This window comes from Cytobacillus sp. ABV4_503 (assembly GCF_056158445.1).
In genome coordinates this window covers 2028764-2047881 of record NZ_JBSWTH010000001.1, presented here as the reverse complement: position 1 = coordinate 2047881, position 19118 = coordinate 2028764, and the positions used below count along the sequence as shown (strand labels likewise).

General features: G+C 40.9%; 20 protein-coding genes. 15 read left to right on the top strand and 5 right to left on the bottom strand.

Going from position 1 to position 19118, the window contains the following annotated elements; genetic code table 11:
• The first annotated feature begins 21 nt into the window (after positions 1 to 21).
• Together ACXAD1_RS10270 and ACXAD1_RS10265 are read left to right on the top strand one after the other, a co-directional pair.
• Positions 22 to 288, top strand: coding sequence for a DUF1292 domain-containing protein (locus ACXAD1_RS10270; protein ID WP_206839853.1), 267 nt, complete (start codon positions 22 to 24; stop codon positions 286 to 288).
• A gap of 129 nt (positions 289 to 417) precedes the next feature.
• Positions 418 to 1329, top strand: a complete 912-nt coding sequence (locus tag ACXAD1_RS10265; protein WP_474909974.1) for a CBASS cGAMP-activated phospholipase — start codon at positions 418 to 420, stop codon at positions 1327 to 1329.
• Between the two features lie 48 nt (positions 1330 to 1377).
• On the opposite strand, the gene ACXAD1_RS10260 is transcribed toward ACXAD1_RS10265, so the two are convergent.
• Positions 1378 to 2541: a glycosyl hydrolase family 18 protein gene (locus ACXAD1_RS10260; RefSeq protein ID WP_474909973.1), complete on the bottom strand. Its 1164-nt coding sequence runs from the start codon at positions 2539 to 2541 to the stop codon at positions 1378 to 1380.
• Between the two features lie 205 nt (positions 2542 to 2746).
• Here ACXAD1_RS10260 and ACXAD1_RS10255 point away from each other — a divergent pair, with 205 nt between their 5' ends.
• Positions 2747 to 3778, top strand: coding sequence for a DUF438 domain-containing protein (locus tag ACXAD1_RS10255; RefSeq protein ID WP_474909972.1), 1032 nt, complete (start codon positions 2747 to 2749; stop codon positions 3776 to 3778).
• 29 nt (positions 3779 to 3807) lie between these two features.
• On the opposite strand, the gene ACXAD1_RS10250 is transcribed toward ACXAD1_RS10255, so the two are convergent.
• On the bottom strand, positions 3808 to 4626 hold the full coding sequence (locus ACXAD1_RS10250; RefSeq protein WP_474909971.1) for a hypothetical protein: 819 nt from the start codon (positions 4624 to 4626) through the stop codon (positions 3808 to 3810).
• A gap of 123 nt (positions 4627 to 4749) precedes the next feature.
• Here ACXAD1_RS10250 and pepF point away from each other — a divergent pair, with 123 nt between their 5' ends.
• From pepF to ACXAD1_RS10190, 12 genes are all read left to right on the top strand, one after another.
• Positions 4750 to 6537 carry an oligoendopeptidase F gene (pepF, locus tag ACXAD1_RS10245; protein ID WP_474909970.1) on the top strand — a complete coding sequence of 596 codons (1788 nt, stop codon included), beginning with the start codon at positions 4750 to 4752 and terminating at the stop codon, positions 6535 to 6537.
• A gap of 169 nt (positions 6538 to 6706) precedes the next feature.
• The gene (locus tag ACXAD1_RS10240) at positions 6707 to 7723 is read left to right on the top strand and encodes a glycosyltransferase (RefSeq protein ID WP_474909969.1); all 1017 of its coding nucleotides are present in this window, start codon (positions 6707 to 6709) and stop codon (positions 7721 to 7723) included.
• Between the two features lie 16 nt (positions 7724 to 7739).
• Positions 7740 to 8789, top strand: a complete 1050-nt coding sequence (gene selD, locus ACXAD1_RS10235; protein ID WP_474909968.1) for a selenide, water dikinase SelD — start codon at positions 7740 to 7742, stop codon at positions 8787 to 8789.
• Between the two features lie 346 nt (positions 8790 to 9135).
• The gene (gene phnD / locus ACXAD1_RS10230; protein WP_474909967.1) at positions 9136 to 10038 is read left to right on the top strand and encodes a phosphate/phosphite/phosphonate ABC transporter substrate-binding protein; all 903 of its coding nucleotides are present in this window, start codon (positions 9136 to 9138) and stop codon (positions 10036 to 10038) included.
• 11 nt (positions 10039 to 10049) lie between these two features.
• The gene (gene phnE, locus ACXAD1_RS10225; protein WP_206839866.1) at positions 10050 to 10805 is read left to right on the top strand and encodes a phosphonate ABC transporter, permease protein PhnE; all 756 of its coding nucleotides are present in this window, start codon (positions 10050 to 10052) and stop codon (positions 10803 to 10805) included.
• Between the two features lie 17 nt (positions 10806 to 10822).
• Positions 10823 to 11596 carry a phosphonate ABC transporter ATP-binding protein gene (gene phnC, locus ACXAD1_RS10220; protein ID WP_474909966.1) on the top strand — a complete coding sequence of 258 codons (774 nt, stop codon included), beginning with the start codon at positions 10823 to 10825 and terminating at the stop codon, positions 11594 to 11596.
• 56 nt (positions 11597 to 11652) lie between these two features.
• Positions 11653 to 12246: a polysaccharide deacetylase family protein gene (locus tag ACXAD1_RS10215; RefSeq protein ID WP_474909965.1), complete on the top strand. Its 594-nt coding sequence runs from the start codon at positions 11653 to 11655 to the stop codon at positions 12244 to 12246.
• 114 nt (positions 12247 to 12360) lie between these two features.
• On the top strand, positions 12361 to 13296 hold the full coding sequence (locus ACXAD1_RS10210) for a phosphotransferase (RefSeq protein WP_474909964.1): 936 nt from the start codon (positions 12361 to 12363) through the stop codon (positions 13294 to 13296).
• 117 nt (positions 13297 to 13413) lie between these two features.
• Positions 13414 to 15291: a molecular chaperone HtpG gene (htpG, locus tag ACXAD1_RS10205; RefSeq protein WP_474909963.1), complete on the top strand. Its 1878-nt coding sequence runs from the start codon at positions 13414 to 13416 to the stop codon at positions 15289 to 15291.
• 103 nt (positions 15292 to 15394) lie between these two features.
• Positions 15395 to 15847: a YndM family protein gene (locus ACXAD1_RS10200; RefSeq protein ID WP_474909962.1), complete on the top strand. Its 453-nt coding sequence runs from the start codon at positions 15395 to 15397 to the stop codon at positions 15845 to 15847.
• Positions 15848 to 15879: 32 nt separating this feature from the next.
• A complete protein-coding gene (locus ACXAD1_RS10195) occupies positions 15880 to 16221 on the top strand; it encodes a hypothetical protein (RefSeq protein WP_206839877.1) in 342 nt (113 codons plus the stop codon).
• 104 nt (positions 16222 to 16325) lie between these two features.
• Positions 16326 to 17690: an amino acid permease gene (locus ACXAD1_RS10190; protein WP_474909961.1), complete on the top strand. Its 1365-nt coding sequence runs from the start codon at positions 16326 to 16328 to the stop codon at positions 17688 to 17690.
• A 40-nt stretch (positions 17691 to 17730) separates the two neighbouring features.
• On the opposite strand, the gene ACXAD1_RS10185 is transcribed toward ACXAD1_RS10190, so the two are convergent.
• The 3 genes from ACXAD1_RS10185 to ACXAD1_RS10175 form a co-directional block, all read right to left on the bottom strand.
• Positions 17731 to 18588 (bottom strand): DUF421 domain-containing protein, encoded by an 858-nt coding sequence (locus ACXAD1_RS10185; RefSeq protein ID WP_206839879.1) that lies wholly within the window; start codon positions 18586 to 18588, stop codon positions 17731 to 17733.
• Positions 18589 to 18608: 20 nt separating this feature from the next.
• The gene (locus ACXAD1_RS10180; protein WP_206839880.1) at positions 18609 to 18815 is read right to left on the bottom strand and encodes a DUF1657 domain-containing protein; all 207 of its coding nucleotides are present in this window, start codon (positions 18813 to 18815) and stop codon (positions 18609 to 18611) included.
• A 65-nt stretch (positions 18816 to 18880) separates the two neighbouring features.
• The gene (locus tag ACXAD1_RS10175; protein WP_206839881.1) at positions 18881 to 19084 is read right to left on the bottom strand and encodes a DUF1657 domain-containing protein; all 204 of its coding nucleotides are present in this window, start codon (positions 19082 to 19084) and stop codon (positions 18881 to 18883) included.
• Positions 19085 to 19118 lie beyond the last annotated feature (34 nt).

Genomic DNA, 19118 nt, shown 5'->3' with positions numbered 1-19118 from the left:
TATTACGAGGGGAGATAAAAAATGGACAAGATAGAAGTTGGAGAAGTGTTTACAATCAGTGATGAAAATGATCAGGAAATGGAAGTGGAGGTCCTCGCTTCTGCAGAGGTAGATGGCCATCAATATGCTGCTGTCAGCTTCGTAGAAGATCTTGAAGAAGACACAGAAGAAGATATCGACGTGTTCTTCTTAAAACTGGATGAAGACGGCGACTTCACACCCATTGAAAGCGATGAAGAATTTTCCAAAGTCTCTGCCGTATTCGAGGAAATGATAAACGAGGAATAGAAGAGAAGGAATGATTCCTTCTCTTTTTTTACATAGGAAAATGCTTAAGCTCCTAATCTTCAGAAAACGTAATTTTCTTCAAAATTAATGCGCAAATCTCACAAAAGGAATGAAACAGCAGGTGATCCAATGAAAATATTATGCATCGATGGCGGTGGAATACGCGGTGTCTTTGCTGTCAGCATTTTAAAAGCTCTCGAAGAGGAACTGAAACTGAAAGCAGGCGACTATTTTGATATGATTGCTGGCACAAGCACCGGATCGATCATTGCCTCTTCACTGATCCTGAAGAAAGATATGAGCGGAGTCTTGAAAGGATACGAGTCATTCGGGAAGAAAATTTTTGTAAAACAGGCAAAGGTTGGCCTCTTTAAAAGTGTATACAGTGATAAGTACCTGCGGCGTTTTATCCGAAAAGCTTTTGGCGAAACGGAGCTTTCCGATATTAAAAAGCCCCTTTTAATTCCTGCTGTCGATGTGACTCATGGCAAGCCATTTATCCACCGTTCCAATTACGGCAGTACTGGAAATGAAAGTCTATCAATGAAGCTTTGGGATGCAGTCCTTTCCTCCTGTTCAGCACCTGTATATTTCCCTCCGAATAACATCAGCAACAGTTATTTATCGATAGACGGAGGACTTTGGGCGAATAATCCATCACTCGTCTGTATTACGGAGGCTATGTACCACTTCAAGGAGGAACTGCAAAATATTAAAATCCTTTCCCTTGGAACCGGTCTTCAAAAAATTGACTTTACAATTGACAATAATAAATACTGGGGTGTGAAGCATTGGCTGCCTTTCCAGCTCCCGTCCATGAAAGTTACGCCGAAGCTTTTGGACCTGGCCCTTCATTTATCTTCCGAATCTGTTACGTACCATTGCAAGCATCTGCTCGGAGAAAATTACTTGCGCATAAATGAAGAACTGGGAGAAGAAATGCCATTTGATGACATAAAGTTTGTGGAGGAATTGGTCATGCTTGGAGAGAAGGTCTATCAGGACCGACGGAAGGAAATAAAAAAGTTTTTACTATCGTGATTTGAAATCCGTAAAAAAGAGCAAGGGTATTGCCCATGCTCTTTTTTCTTATTTTGTATTTTTCAAGGAATAATACTTCACGGGTTCTTCTGTATTTTGGAGAGCTTCAGCAATCGTACCCATAAGGCTGTATGGCCCTTTGGCGTCATGGCCAACTTCCCAGATCATCATTCCTCCGAATCCGTGATTGAGAGCCAGTGCTGTTTTCTTTTTCATCGTATTGGCACCATTATAGTAGTAGTTGGTGCCATTTAGGCTGATCCTATCCTTTGCTGCGTTTTCGGGATTATCGTTTATGACTGCCTTATATGATACAGGCTTAATGGCAGGATCTGCTGGCTGAGCATAAAGCGGAACCCCCAGAACCAGCTTATCTTTTGGAATACCCTCTGAATCAAATAGTTGTCCCCAATAGTTTGCAATACTCTCTGTAAAGGAGTACGGAGAAAGATTAGCAGCGTTGTATCCGCCATCCCACTGGCCATCATAAGCCATAATATTTACATAATCAACCTTCATGAACATATCAGGCTCATATACGACATAGCCCGTCTCTGTACCAGTTACACTATGAATTTTGGCATGGACCGCAACAGACAGCACTTTGCCGTTTGCATGAAGCACTTCGCTAAGCTTAGTGATAAAGACAGCCAGGTATTTTGCATCCTCTTTGGAACGCGGATGCTCAAAATCAATGTCAATGCCATCAAGGTTTTCGTTTTGAGCCAGCTTCGCCAATTCTTTTACCAGCCTATCTCTCGAAGAGTCATCAGTTATGGCTTGTTTAAAATAATCATAAGATTCCCCGCCATTGATATGAAACCATCCCCCAACGGCAAGTATGGCCTTTACATCTTGCCGGTGTGCATTTTTCACTACACTTCTCAGGTTTTTCAGGGCTGAATCACCATTTAAAGAAATGCTTCCGTCCTTTTCGGGATGAGCGAAAGAAAATAGGATATGAGACAGATTTGAATAATCGATCGATTTTGGATCACGGTAATCCTGGACATAACCCATCAGCACTTTTTCGGGAATCCCAGAAAGCTCCGGAATTCCTTTTTTGACCGGAAGTTTGCTGGATTGAGAAACCGGCACAGGCTGTTTTAAAGGCTGGATCTGATCCGTGTTGTTTGTATAGTAAATGCCTGCAGCAAAACCGCTGGAAAATATAAGAACAATCAATATCAGCACTCGGTGTATTCTCTTCACAAATAGTAACCCTCCATCATTCAATCCTATAAAAGTGTATCAAAAAAGAGAACAAGGAGGGGGTGGTAATTTATTGCTTGCATTCCATTCATAAAATAATACATAAATATGATTCTCATCACATCCCAAGCTTTTCCCCCATGGTACATTCCTTATAAGCAATAAAAACAGCCTAGTAAAAGATTGATAAGGGAGGAAATGTACAGTGAGTGAACTGATTAATAACCGTGAACAACATGGCCATCACAGCAGTCCTGTTCGGCACAGTGAAGGTGAAACTGCTCATCTGAAGCCGGAAGAACAGCCTGGACACCCCATACATACATTTATCCGGGAGAATAGGGCTATTGATAAGCATCTGAGGGAAAAAGTAAAAGTCCATCTCGAGTCGTTCATCCAGGAGGATAACGGGGAAAATGCATATAAACTATTAGAAGACTGCATCCTGTTGCTTGATCTTGATAAGCATTACAGCCGCAAGGAAAATCTGCTTTTCCCATACTTGGAGAAGTACGGAATCTATGGTCCAACAAATAATATGTGGAGCATCGATGACTTTATCAGGGATGGAATCAAGGATGCCAGGAACCTGCTCAGCGATTACGATGGGGACAGGCAAAAGGTCATCAATGCCGTGCGGTTCATGTTCAATGAAATAAGCGCCATGATTTACAGGGAGGAAAACATCCTTTTCCCCATGGCTTTAAAGAATCTTACAGAAGATGAATGGGTTAAGATTGCCTCTGAGAGTGACGCGATTGGCTTATGTCTGACCGGCCCTGAAGGTGAGTGGAAGCCTGAACGAAGAGGGATTGAAGGGAATGGAATATCAGAAGGCTATATCAAAATGGAAACTGGCATTTTAACACTAAAACAGCTGGAACTATTATTCAATCACTTGCCTGTTGATATCACATTTATTGATCATGAAGACGTAGTCCGCTATTTCTCTCACGGAAAAGAAAGAATCTTCGGCAGAATCAAAGCAGTGATTGGGCGAACCGTGCAGAATTGCCATCCCCCCCGCAGTATGCATGCTGTGGAAGAATTGCTGAAGGATTTCAAGGCTGGCCGAAAAGACTCTGAAGATTTCTGGATAAAATTCAGAGATAAATATGTTTATATTCGTTATTTTGCCGTAAGGGATGAAAACGGAAGCTATGCAGGAACCCTTGAATTCACACAAAATATCAGCCCAATCCAGGAAATCGAGGGAGAAAAAAGGATTCTTTCATAATTATATAAAAGCTAAGAGCGTCCAGGCTCTTAGCTTTTTTTGATTTTTGAAGGATTATTAATCTTATATGTCACTGTTTCTTCTACTATGAATTCCTCGTCACAGTCTTTGCCTTTAGGCAGCTTCTTCTTGACAATTTTCCCGTCAAATTCAAGGCTTTCCCCTGGCTGGAGTTCGTATTTCTTCAGAGTTTTTGAGTGGGAGCACCAGCCTAGCCCCACTTCAATCGGTTCATTCTCTTGAATGACAACATCTTCTAAGACGATGACTTCATCATTATCTTCATTGAAATGGTTCCAGCTCAAGGCAATTTGTTTTACTTTAGCAGTAAAGCGGACCTTTTCTGCAGGCAATTCCAAAGCAGGCTGTTTTTCCTTTTTGGCTTTTTTTGCTGAAGGCTTAGTCTTATTGCTGTTTTCAGACGAATTCTTAGAAACGTCTTCGGATTTCTCACTGTCTTTTTTAGGAGCATCCTTTTCAGAAGGAGCAGAGGAGTTGTCCGCAAATTCAGCAGCCAGTGCCTTTCCAAAGCTTGGAGACTGCATCTCTTTAAGATAAGCCGGGTGTATGCAGCTCAGATTTCCGTCCTGAAATTCGATTATGATTGTATAATAATCACCAGACTCACCGTATGCCTGATAACCTTTCACGGTTACAAGCCGCTGCTGTGATTTTTCTTTATACCAGAATTCCTTCTTCACTTCCCTTGTAGTTGATAAGCCCCATTCCCTGACTTTCTCTTCATAATGGGCATCGTCCTGAAAAGTTTCAAAATTCCCCACTGGCGGAAAATAGGCCGTATTGTTTGAGTCTTCAATATGAGGGAGAGTTATTGCCAATCCGTCCACATCCTTTCAAGATTATTTTAATGGCCGTTCGTGATAAAATCAAAAATGAGGAAGGGTTTTTCCGATAACTTTTGAATATAGTTAATAAATGAACGACAGTTTTGCTGCAAAGGAGTCTATAAGATGAAGACATTCAAAAACAGAAATGACGTTCCGCTTAATGAAAAATGGAATCTGGAAGACATTTATTCAAGCATGGAAAAATGGGAGGAAGATTACCAGAGGATTGAACAACTAGCTGATAAGCTGAAGACCTATGATGGGCAGATTCATGACGGCTGCTCTCTGTATCAATATCTTGAACAAAAAGAAAAACTTTCTTACATATTTAATAAGCTATATGCATATGTGATGCTGAAAACAGATGAAGACACACGGGTGTCAGACTCACAGGCATTGGTGGACAGGGCAAAGCAATTAAGCGTAAAAATCAGTTCATCCACTTCTTTTTTTATGCCTTTTCTTTTAAGCCTTGATGAAAAAACACTGAAAAACTTTATTACTGAGGAAAAAGGCTTGAAATACTTTGAGGAAGACCTGCTCGAATCCTTCCGCTATAAAGCGCATGTCCTTAATAAAGACAAGGAAGAAATTCTGTCCCGCCTAGGCGAAGCACTTTCAGTTCCCAGTCATACATTTGGAATGATGAATAATGCAGATATAAAGTTTGGCGATGTAACAAATGATGATGGCGAAAAGGTTGAACTGACACGCGGCATGTATGCGAAAATTATGGAAGAGGAAGACCGGGAAAAGAGGAAAGAAGCATACAGGGCGTATTACCAGCCTTATGTGCAGCTAAAGAATTCCATTGCTTCCACTCTTTCTGCCGCAATTAAAAACAATGTGACAACGGCCAAAATCCGGAATTATCCTTCAGCCCTTGAAAAAGGCTTATTTGGAGATAAGGTGCCAAAGGAAGTATATGTAAATCTTATTGAGACGACTAAAAAGAATATTGGGGCAATGCATCGGTATACTGCAATCCGCAAGAAACAGTTAGGACTTGACGAGCTGAGGCAATATGATTTAAGTGTTCCTTTAGTAAAGGGAGTCAAACCCGAAATAACCTATGAAGAAGCTTATGACACAATGTGTAAAGCACTGGAGCCTCTTGGAGAGGATTATATTAACATTCTCAAGGAGTTTAAATCTGAGCGCTATATTGATGTGCGGGAAACTCCAGGGAAGCGCTCAGGGGCGTATAACCTGGGCATCTATGGCGTTCATCCCTATATCCTCCTGAATCACCGTGATGATCTGGACAGCCTTTTCACACTTGCACACGAATGCGGACATGGCGTCCACAGTAAGCTCAGCTCACAGCACCAGCCGCAGATTACCGCCCGTTACAGCATCTTTGTAGCGGAAGTGGCATCAACAGTGAACGAAGTGCTGCTGATTCATTATTTGCTGAACAGGGAAAAGGATAAACAAGTCCGCAGGCACCTCCTTAATCATTTTATTGATCAGTTTAAAGGAACCTTCTTCACGCAAGTCATGTTTGCTGAGTTTGAAATGAAAACGCACGAATTAGCGGAAAAGGGAGAGCCGCTTAACGCTGAAGTTTTCAGCAGAATCTATGAACGGTTATTCCGCGAATATAATGGGGATGAAATAGTCTTTGATGAAGAGGTGAAATTCGGGTGGGCAAGGATTCCTCATTTTTACCGTCCATTTTATGTTTATAAGTACGCTACAGGATTTGCGTCTGCCATTCATTTGGGAGCAAAAATCCTTGAGGGGGACATAGAAACGCTGCAAAGCTATCTTGAATTCTTAAAAAGCGGAAGTTCCGATTATCCTCTTGAGCTGCTTAAGAAAACCGGAGTGGATCTGACTACCCCATACCCAATTGAAAACTCACTTCGGAAATTCAGAGAACTTGTAGAAGAATTCGGAAACCAATAGAAGAATCCGGCCTGTTTCTTAACTTAGAAACAGGCTTTTCTACTGTCATAGATAAAAGAACAGCCTGCTGAAATACAATTAATGGACAGGATGAAATATTCCTGCAATAATTGATGCAAACTTTAATTAATAAGAAGCTAGTGCAAATATAATTGTGAAGGATGAAAGGATGAAAGTACTACTGGCAAGCCCGAATTTTCACCAGGCAAGAGGAAATACAGTTACCGTTCAGCGTATTTCTGATGGACTTAATAAGCTGGGCATCGAGACTAAAATCATTAATATCACAGACGATCACGAATTCACTTGCCTGCCAAAAGCTGATATTGTGCATGGCTTTAACGCTTACAGGTTTGGCGAATTTATCAAAGGGCTTGGTAAAAGGCCTGAAAGATATGTCGTAACCATGACAGGCACTGATTTGAATATCGATCTTTATGATCCGGCGAAAAAAAACGATGTTATCGAAACGATAATCCATGCCGAGGCTATACATGTATTTGATGAAGAAGCCAAGCTTGTACTGTCAAGAGAAATTCCCGAAGCAAGAGATAAAATCAGCGTTATCCATCAGGGCACTGTAATATTTCCTGAACCTGGAGGCGATTATAAGAAAGAGCCTGGCACTTTTTTATTTTTGCTGCCTGCAGGGATCCGCAAGGTGAAAAATATTCCTTTTGCCATTGAAAAGCTGAAAATGATTTACGAAAAAAATCCCAAAGTACGACTTTGGCTGGCGGGCCCTATTATTGAAGTAGAAGAGGGGGATATTGTAAAGGCCCTCGCAGAAGAGAATAAAGAGTGGATTCAATATCTCGGGCAAATCCCCCACCATCATATGGGGGAGCTATACAGGCAAGCTGATGCCGTATTGAATACATCCCATTCTGAAGGCCAGCCTGCTGCTATTTTAGAAGCAATGGAATATTGCCTTCCAGTACTTGCAGCCAATAACCTGGGCAACCGAAATATCATTGACCATCTGGAAACAGGTTTAATCTATACTAATCCGGTCGAATTTCTTGATTATGCAGACAAACTAGTGAATAATTACGAGTTGAGGATAAAATTGGGGCGGGCTGCCAAGTTCTATGTTGAGTGCTGCCATTCTTCAGAATATGAAGCGAAAACACTTCAAAAAATTTACAAAACAATTTTAGAAAAGTCCCCAGTAAATAATGAATAGGCAAGGAGAGAGAAATATGTCGAGAGAAGAAATCGTTAAACTAACTTCTTTATCTACAAAAGGCGGCTGAGGATGCAAAATTGGTCCTGAAGACCTGGCGCAGGTTCTGCGTCATTTGCCAAAGTCTGTACCTGACCCCAACCTATTAGTAGGACTGGATACATCAGATGATGCAGGCGTATATAAAATAAATGATGAAACTGCCCTGGTGCAGACACTTGATTTCTTTACTCCTATCGTGGATGACCCGTATATGTTCGGGCAGATTGCCGCAGCCAATTCACTGAGCGATATCTACGCTATGGGCGGAAAGCCGATAACTGTTATGAATATTGTAGGCTTTCCTATCAGCAAATTGGATAAAAACATCCTTGCAGACATTCTGGCTGGCGCATCCGATAAAGTTAGAGAATCCGGTGCTGTTTTAGTTGGAGGGCACTCCATTGACGACCAGGAGCCAAAATTCGGCTTATCTGTGACTGGTACAGTACATCCTGAACGAGTAAGAACAAATGCAGGAGCCAAACCTGGTGACAAACTGATTTTAACCAAGCCGATCGGCGTCGGCATCCTTACTCAAGCGATTAAAAGGGATATGCTGGATCAGGAAGGCATCGAGCGTGTAATGCAAATTATGGCTGCCTTAAATAAAGACGCTGCTGAAGCTATGGATAACTACCAGGTCAATGCCTGCACAGACATTACTGGTTTTGGCCTTCTGGGCCACGCCATGGAGATTGCGGAAGGAAGCGGTACAGGCATTACCATTGAAAGCAAAGCCGTGCCAATCCTTCCAAAAACACGAGAGCTTGCTGAACAGAATATTATTCCTGGCGGCTCCAAAAAGAATCATAAATGGCTGTCCGGCCGGATTCAATACGAAAATATTGATGATGTTGATCAAGTGATCCTTTGTGATGCCATTACATCAGGGGGACTTTTAATAACCGTTCCTGAAACAGAAGCTGAATTGCTCCTGAAAGACCTTAAGGAAAAAGGAGTAGAATGGGCTTCCATCATTGGGACTGTCACAGATCAGAATCCTGGAAAGATTACGGTTATCTGAAAAAAGGACTCGAAAAGAGTCCTTTTTTACCTTTACTAAAATAAGGCAGTTTTAGTTAGAGTTTTTACTTGCAACTAAATCTAACAATAGAGTTGATTGTAGCGGAGGGCACTTGATCCTCGAAAATGCATCCGCATTTTCTTCGTGCGGTGTTAATTCTATGAAGTTTATTCAATGTCCTTCGGGAAGTGAGAGAAGTGAGAGACCCCGCAGGCTAAGCCGAGGAGGCTCTCATCTCTCCCCGCGGGTTCGCTGCGTTCCTGCAGCGGAGATCAACGAGCAATATTCACAAGCTAAACTACAATTATGGCAATAGAGCCAAACTCAAAAACAAGGAAGTGCAAACATGAAAAAATTCTTAATGCTCATGACTATCTTTTCACTGCTGCTTTTGTCAGCATGCAGCGGTAATGAAGCAGATAACACAGGCGGAAACGAAAAAGAACAATCGAAAGAAACCTTTACCATTGGGGTTATCCCAGTTCAAACAGAGGGGTCCATGGAAGCTGCAATGGATAAACTGCAGTCCACTTTATCTAAAAAACTCGATAGGGATGTAGCTGTCGAAGTATACCCGGATTATAACGGAGTTGTAGAAGCCATGAACTACGATAAAATTGATATGGCTTATTTCGGCCCGTTAACATATGTTGTTGCACATGAGAAGAGTGGCGCAAAAGCCATCATTACGCAGCTGATTGATGGAGAGCCATTCTATTATTCATATATCATCACCCATAAAGACAATCCATGGAATTCACTTGAAGATTTACTGAAAAACAGCAGTGAAGCTGACTTTGCCTTCGGCGATATCAATTCAACTTCAGGATCACTTATCCCATCCATTGAACTGAAGGACCGCGAAGTTTACAAATCAGAGGATGACCACAGCTTTAAGTCCGTCAGATTTACCGGCTCGCATGATGCTACTGCACTGGCAGTCCAAAATAAGCAGGTTGATGCAGGTGCGATCGACAGCGCTATTTACAATCAATTAGTGGATTCAGGAAAAGTGGAAGCTGATCAGATTAAAACGATCTGGAAATCAGAAAAGCTTTTTCAGTACCCTTGGGCTGTACATGAAAATACCGATGAAGAAACGATTAAAGCATTGAAAGAAGCATTTCTCGCGATTGAAGATCCGGAAATTCTGGATGCTTTCGGGGCAAGCGGATTTACAGAGGCAAGCAATGAAGATTATGAAAGCATCCGCCAGGCTGCCCTAAAAGAGGGACTCATTAAAGAATAGGGCTGATAAGATTGTGGTTTAAAAAACGCAGCATTTTAACATATTTGGTGTTGGCTTTATTTGTTTATCTAAGCATGAAGCTAACGGAATTCGATTTATCGAAATTCAAAGACTTCCGCAATATGATTGACTTTCTGTCCCATTGGTTTCCGATGGATTTCTCTCTTCTTCCAAAGATACTTGAAGATAGTCTGGAAACATTGGCCATGGCTTTTCTGGGAAGCTTCTTCGGGCTTATTATTGGACTTCCCTTAAGCTTTATGGCGGCTAAAAACACGTCCGGCTCTAAACTTATTTACCATCTAACCAGAGTCGGCCTCAGCTTTGTCCGCTCTATTCCTGAAATTGTATTCGGTCTGATTCTACTGACGGCTCTTGGACTTGGTCCTTTTCCTGCTGTCCTGGCCATTATGTTTCATAACATTGGAGTTCTGGGAAAACTGATCTCAGAACTCATTGAAGCATCCGATCCCGGCCCGCAGGAGGCCATGAAAGCAGTTGGTGCCAAAAGCTGGTTTGCTTCCCTGTTCAGCATTTTGCCACAAATATGGCCAAATGTATTGTCGAATTATTTCTACCGGTTTGAGGTTGCCATTCGAACTTCTCTCATATTGGGGTTTATTGGCGGTGGAGGAATTGGCCAGAGACTTTTTAATGATTTTAAAACCTTCCAATACAGTTCAGTTTCACTCGATGTACTGGTTATAATGATCATCGTAATTCTAGTGGATCTTTTCGGAAGCTATGTTAGGAACCGAGTGATATAAAGGAGGCCTGAACTGAAATGCTTGAGATTCGAAATATAACAGTCCGCTATCCCGGCATGAAGCATAATGCCCTGAATTCCATAAACCTGACGATCCATCCTGGGGATTTTGTTTGTGTGTTAGGTAAAAGCGGTGCTGGTAAATCCACTTTGATCCGCTGTTTAAATGGCTTGCAGACACCATCATCAGGAGAAGTCATCTGGGATGGCCTATCCTTTTCTGCACTGAGTGATGAACAGCTTCGAAAAATCCGCAGGGAAATGGGAATGATCTTTCAGCATTTTAATTTAATTCCCCGATTGACTGTCCAGCAAAATGTTCTGACAGGGATGTTCGGCTATAGGAGCAGCTTCAAAAATCTCATCGGATGGTTCACAGATGAAGAAAAGGCTCAGGCTAAAAAAGTCATTGCAGAGGTGGGCTTATCCGATTTCACCGACCGCAGGGTCGAGCATCTTAGCGGAGGGCAGAAACAGAGAGTCGGCATTGCAAGGGCTCTCCTTCAAAAGCCAAGGTTCCTTCTAGGCGACGAGCCTGTTGCGAGCCTGGATCCGGGAACTTCAGACCGGATATTCAGCCTGCTTCAGGAGATGCATGAGCGGCATAAGCTTCAAACCATTATAAATGTCCATGATGTTCAGTTAGCTAAACGATATGCAACCCGCATTATCGCTTTAAAAGATGGGGAAGTCGTTTTTGATGATAAACCAGAGCAGTTTACAGACGATATGTATGTATTTACATATGATGCTGAAAGTTATAGCGAAAAGTCATTTATCCGTTCAACTTAAAAAAGGAGGCAAAGTAAATGGCCAATTGTCCGTGAGTAGTGGATAGCTCGAACGTCGTGTACGTTTCGAATGACCCTGAAATCAAATTATTTAATGAGGGCCTTACATCGAAGAAAACAGTGGTGTTGACCTTTGATGATGGACCAGCAAGAGTTCTTCCTGAAATATTGGATATCTTGAAGAAAGAGAATGTTCCAGCTGTATTCTTCTGGCAATCCAGGCTTTTATACCCTCAGCGCCCGTGGAGAAGAGTCATTGACGAAGGTCATCAGATTGGTACTCACTCTTCAAAGCATTCCAACTTTGTTAAATTGACTCCACATGAACAAGTCCAGGATCTCCGCAGCAGCAAAGCTAAGATTGAGTCCATCATCGGCCAGGATGTAAAACTTTTCCGGCCCCCATTTGGGCAGTACAATGAACACACGATAGCTGCAGCCAAACAGCTTGGGCTCTCAACCATCATGTGGAGAATCTCGTCAATGGACTGGGAGCTCAAAGAACAGCCTGAACAAATTATCGCAAATGTCATAGAGAACCTGGAAGAGGGAGCGATCATTCTTTTGCATGAATTAGCCCAGACTGTTGAAGCTCTTCCTGCTTTAATTGCTGAGATTCGAAATAAAGGCTATGAATTCAGTTTGCTCTAAAAAGTATCCTTGTGCAGGATACTTTTTTTTGTGCTGTGAAAAAAGCAGTATTATTTTTTAAATCAGATTGATATATTGTGGAGATAGGATGCCTATTAAGGGGGAGCGCCTAGCTTGTTTACTAATATTGTGACTGCCAACGGGACTCTGAATGACCGTTACATTTTAAGAAGAGAGAATATATATCAGGGAGCGAACGGCCGGTTTGTCGAGCGCTTTTTTATTGATGCTTCAAAAAGCTATATTTTCAAACCTCTGACAAACAATACCCAGCTGGGAAAAGAAGTGTGGATTTTCGAAAATGTACTGGCAGAACTCCCGTTAAAGCATCCAAAAATCCTGTCGTACTCCGTTCAAAACAAATTAAACAATAATTGGATTATTTTAGAGGACCTTGGCACCATCACACATACATTTGATTCAAATATTGCACTGGAACTGGCTGCATTAATGGCCAAATGGCACTCTTTGCCCGCTGAGCGGTTCTCCAATAAACAGCTTAAAGGCCCTAAACCGCCTATTGAGGAAATGGCAAACCATATTCTGCAGAACAAAGAGAAAGTTTTTACAATTTTTAGGTTACATAATGTTTCAGAGCGTTTAGGAAATATCATTTTCAGCGCATTTACCAGTAAACCCTTTTCTGCTGTGAAGGTTCTTTGCCATGGGGATTTGCACCAGGGGAATTTTGGGTATGCGGGCGATAAGACAGTGGTTCTGGACTGGGAACATTGCCATTTGAACACACCTTTTTGGGATTTGTATCATTTAATCGATATTTCACATCCGGATTTCCCTAAGCCTAATAACCATACTTTGCGAAATATGATTCTGGATTGTTATTGTGAAGAATCCCAAATATCTGCGCCTGACAGGGAAAAATTCAAACAGGAATATTATTTGTTTTCAGCTGTCTTTTCGGTTTGGATGATGATGTTAATACAATATGATCTGGACAATCAGGGAGCGAAATGGACTCCAGAACAGCTATCGGGGCAATTAAAAGAGACAGTACGCAATCTTGTTGAATGTGCTGAAGAAATCATTTAGAACGAAAGTCAGGTCATGTTGATTGACACAATATAGCTAATATGATATTTAAATATTGGTTAGCACTCTTAAGGTTTAAGTGCTAATGTATTAAAAATTTTAAGGGGAGAGACGAATATGGAAACGAAACAGTTTCAGGCAGAATCCAAGAGATTATTGGAAATGATGATCAACTCCATTTACTCTCAAAGAGAGGTGTTCCTGAGGGAGCTTATTTCCAATAGCAGCGATGCGATCGATAAGATCTACTATAAAGCACTTACAGACGATTCCTTAACGTTTGACAAAGAGAGTTACTACATAAAGGTCATTCCTGATAAAGGAAACAGAACATTAACAATCAAAGATACAGGCATTGGAATGACAAAGGAAGAGCTTGAAAACAACCTTGGCATCATTGCTAAAAGCGGTTCTCTGGCTTTTAAGAAAGAAAATGTGATTAAAGATGGCCATGATATTATCGGCCAATTCGGAGTAGGGTTTTATGCGGCATTCATGGTCGCTGATGTTGTAACAGTGATCAGCAAGGCCCTGGGCAGTGAGCAGGCGTACAAATGGGAATCCCATGGGGCGGAGGGATATACGATAACGCCATGTGAAAAAGAGACAGTCGGCACAGAAATTATCCTTAAAATTAAAGAAAATACGGAAGATGAAAGCTTTGATGAATACCTCGAAGATTACCGCTTAAAATCGATCATAAAGAAATACTCAGACTTCATCCGCTATCCAATTAAGATGGATACCGCAATCAAAGAACCAAAAGAAGACGCTGAAAATGAGTATGAAGAAATCACTGAAGAGCAGACCATCAATAGTATGGTTCCGATTTGGCGGAAAAATAAGAGTGAACTGACAGACGAAGATTATGAAAAATTTTATCAGGAGAAGCATTATGGCTTTGACAAGCCGGTAAAGCATATTCATATAAATGTGGATGGCACCATCCGCTATAATGCGATTTTATATATTCCTGAGAATATTCCATTTGATTATTATTCAAAGGAATATGAAAAAGGACTCGAGCTTTATTCAAATGGCGTATTAATTATGAATAAATGCGGAGACCTGCTTCCTGATTATTTCAGTTTTGTAAAAGGGATGGTGGACTCTGAAGATTTATCGCTTAACATCTCAAGGGAAATGCTTCAGCATGATCGGCAGCTGAAACTCATTGCGAAAAACATCAGCAAAAAGATTAGAAACGAACTTCAAAATCTGATGAAAAATGAGCGGGAAAAATATGAACAATTTTATAAGTCGTTTGGCAGACAATTAAAGTATGGTGTATACAGCGATTTCGGAACCCATAAAGAAATGCTCCAGGATTTATTGATGTTCCATTCTTCAAAAGAAAAGAAATTGGCATCACTTGATGAATATGTATCAAGGATGAAGGATGACCAGAAATATATTTATTACGCAGCTGGAGAGTCACATGGAAGAATAGAAAAGCTGCCACAAACTGAACTTGTGGCTGAAAAAGGCTATGAAATCCTGTACTTTACAGAAGATATTGACGAGTTTGCCATTAAGATGCTTATGTCCTATAAAGAAAAAGAATTTAAGTCTGTCTCAAGCGGAGATCTTGGCATAGAAAATGAGGATGAAAAGGTATCCGAATCAGAAGCAAAGGAACATAAGGAATTGTTCAGCAGCATGAAGGAAATTCTGTCAGGAAAAGTAACGGATGTCCGAATTTCCAAAAGGCTTAAAAGCCACCCGGTTTGCCTGACAGCTGATGGAGAAGTTACCATTGAAATGGAAAAAGTCCTTAGCAGCATGCCGGATAATCAAAACGTAAAAGCAAATAAGGTTTTGGAAATCAATTCAAACCATGAAGTTTTCCAAGCTTTAAAAAATGCATTGGAAAATGATAAAGAAAAATTAGATCTGTATACCAACCTCCTGTATAACCAGGCGCTGCTGATTGAAGGCCTGCCTATCAGTGATCCTGTGGAGTTTACGAATGATATTTGCAAAGTAATGGTTTAACAGCCCGTTTTAACAGCCCGAATCAATCGGGCTGTTTTTTGTTTTTTGTCAAAGGAATATTTTATGTGCTAATAAACACACTAAGCAGTAAAGGAGGAGTGTTATGCTGCATAGCAAGGCAATATCGCTGAAATTTATGGCCTGTCTTGTCCTTTTCTATATTATTCTTGGTAAAAGGTACGGCATGAGCTTTGAAAACATTTTTATCATTACAGCCTTGCTTGTGATCACCTCATACATATTGGGTGATATGCTGATACTTCGCCGGACAAATAACGCATTGGCATCCATTGCTGATTTCGGATGGGCTTTTGTGCTCATATGGTTTTTGAGCTCTATTTTAACACTTCAAAATGAGCTCATTAACATGTCACTGGCTGCAGCTTTTGGAACAGCCATTTTCGAGTATGCATTCCATTTATATCTCTTAAGTAATTTAACTGAAACAAAGGTAGAAAAAGGCACTATAAACCAAGGGAACCTTCGTTATATTACTGAAAATTCCGAGGACCTAACTCCCCTAAACCCAAATGGCAAAAGCGGTGAAGGTAAATAATCCATTCTAAAATTTTTGAGAAGGAGAATAATATGTCTGTTTTCGTTTACCAAACATTTGAAGTGAAGCAGGATAATTTTGTTGAGGCCTTAAAAAATATGAGGATGATCCAAAGCTATCGGAATGAAAATTACCAGCACAAGGTTGAGCTATTATCACCAATATCAGGAGATGATCATACATATGCTTTTCTTTCCACATATGAGGGTCTGGCCGAGATGGAACTGCAAAACAAAAAGATGTTTGAAGATGAGGAATACAAAAAGCTGATCGAGCAATTCTTCCTTGAGGATATTGTCCAGGGAAGCATGCATACACAGATGTTCAGGTCTGTAACAGGATTAAAGAGCGACAGTTCTGAAAAAAAGAAATAAAAATTATGGCAAGTTTACTTTCGACATGAAAACAGAGGCCGATCATCATCTGAATCGGCTTATTTTTTTGCCAATAAGCAACCGAGCTGAAAGGGAGGTACATCATGGATTTTTTTCTTCCAAGCGGCAATTCCTCGAAGGAAAGTGAAGCAGGTGATTTAAAATGGTGGCAATTATCACTGATTGGAGTCGGCTGCACGATCGGGACCGGATTCTTCCTTGGATCTGCCATTGGGATTAAGATTACCGGACCTGCGATCGTATTTTCATTTATATTAGCTGCTGTCGGAACCTATATAGTCTATAATCTTTTAGCTAAAATGACCGCAGAAGACCCTCAGGAAGGATCTTTTTGCTATTATGCCAATAAAGCGTATGGAAAGTGGGCAGGATTCAGCTGCGGGTGGAATTACTGGTGCTCGAATATATTAATCATGGGCAGCCAGTTAACCGCACTCTCCATCTTAACAAGATTCTGGCTTCCCCATGTACCGCTTTGGATTTTTGCAGCGGGCTATGCCATTCTTTCAATTATTGTAGTGTTAACTGGGAACAAAGGCTTTGACAAGGTGGAGGACCTGTTTGCGGTAATTAAAACAGCAGCCATTATTATGTTTATCATTCTCGCAGCCGCTGCTTTGTCCGGAGTGATTGATGGAGATGCAAGGCACCCAGGATTCCCCGGTTCTTCAGGGGAATGGTTTCCTGAAGGCTTTAAGGGCTTTTGGTCATCGCTGATTTATGCTTTTTATGCGTATGGAGGTATTGAAGTAATTGGGTTAATGGCAACAAGATTAAAAAAGAAGGAGGATGCACCTAAGGCTGGCATCATCATGCTTATTGTCCTTGTCATCATCTATGTCATTTCCCTAGGGTTAGCCGTGTATATGGCTTCACATGGTGCTTTTAACGAAAAAGAAAGTCCTTTCGTAACTGCAATGGATAAGTATAATCTGGACTTCTTCCCGCACGTTTTTAATGCAGCAATCATTATTGCCGGCTTCTCTACCATGACCGCTTCGCTGTTTGGAGTAACGGCATTGCTGGTTACTTTGGCTAATGATGGTGATGCTCCAGCGGTATTTTCAAAAAAGATAAAGAAATGGAAGGACCTTCCTTTACCTTCGCTGGGGCTGGCTACAGCCGGTTTAATTGCATCCATCGTAACCGCCCTATTGCTGCCAGGCAAAATATATGAGTATATCACTACTGCTGCTGGTATATTAATTTTATTCAATTGGTCTTTCATCATCATTTCAGCTCTTCGGATTTTGGAAAATAAAGTGTTCGGTAAGATAAGTGCTGCGGCGGGATTACTTCTGATCCTAGCTGCGGTAAGCGGCACATTACTTGAAAAGTCAATAAGGCTTGGATTTTTTGTCAGTTTAATATTTGTTGCATTAATAGCGATCGTGGCCTTAATTTTGCAAAAAAAAGTATGGAAAAAAGAAGGCGGAAGCAGCTGTTAACAAAAAGAAACAAACACCAGTTTTCATTCTGGTGTTTGTCTTACTTTAAATATGGAGATAATTTTTGAATGATTTGATTCAGCTTTTGAGTATTTTTTTCATACATTTGCTGTGCCTTTTTGGAATCAGTCTGCAGGGAAAATACTTCAAGGTCAGCTGCACACTTTTTTATCATTGCCATAAGCAGAGGACGCTGTTGTGGTGCAGGAACCTTAAGTGAATCATCAAAAATATCTACAGTCAGTTCTCCATAAGAATTAATTTGACCAAAAAAGATATTATCAATGGTCAAGCCCAGTTTTTCTATCTCCATGTTAAGCCATTTTCTTGTTTTCCCTGACTCAGCAAGGGGATCGTTTAGAATTTTCCCATCCATAATAACCGTTTGCGGCTCTTTTTCCTGAGGTAAATTCAATTGAAGATCCTTTGGGGTAAGCGGCTGGTTCTCTTTCTTCAGCATGATGCTAAGATCTCCGCGCGGCTCTAAAACAGCAAACTCCACATCTGCTGTTTTAAAGACATTTTTTTGGCGAAGCAGGGAGGATAAGTCATCTATCGAGTATCTTTCTTTTTTTAGATTATCTTCCAATATTTTTCCATCCTTAATAAAGATAGTACCTTTTCCTTCAAAGAAATCACGGAAGCTTTTACTTTTAAGGGAAAGAATATCGGCAAATAATGTTACAAGACCAAAGATGAAAATAGAAAGGATACCGCTGGCCCAATGGTTATCCAGCCCCATAATAATTTCACCGGCTATACTTCCGATTGTAATACCTGATACATATTCAAAAAATGAAAGCTCTGATATTTGTTTTTTTCCTATCAGTTTGGTTATAGCAAATAAAACACCTGCGAATAAAATAGAACGAGCACCGATAAGCAGCCATTCAGGCATATTTTCATCTCCAAGTTCATTTAATTTGGTTTATATTGGGGTTCCTCAAACTCTATAACCTTTTTCCGGTTTTCAAGATCGGTTTTTATCTCGCTTACCTCGAGCATGGATTCATGGAAAAGGCGCTTTGCTTCTTCATCCATTGAGGTTAAGGCCAAATTTGATAACTGTGCTTCTATAGAACGAATTGCTGCAAGACATTGATTTACATTCGAAGCAATTGTCATTGGGATCACACCATTCAGGATAAAATTTAAATTGTAATAGGGCTGGCATCTGCCAGCCTTAATGTCTACTGATTATATTGAGGCTCCTCCTGCTGAATCTCCTGCAGTCTTGGTTCAAGGCTGTCTATAATCGATTGTGTTTGCTGTGCAGCATTCTGATACAGCTGTTTAGCATTTTGGTTGTCCGTAGCAAGTGCAAACGTTTCAAGACTGGCCTGTGCGCTCTTCAATCCAACAATCGCTTGCTTTACTTGAGTTCCAACTGTCATCTTTAATTCCTTCTTTCAAATAAGAATATAAACT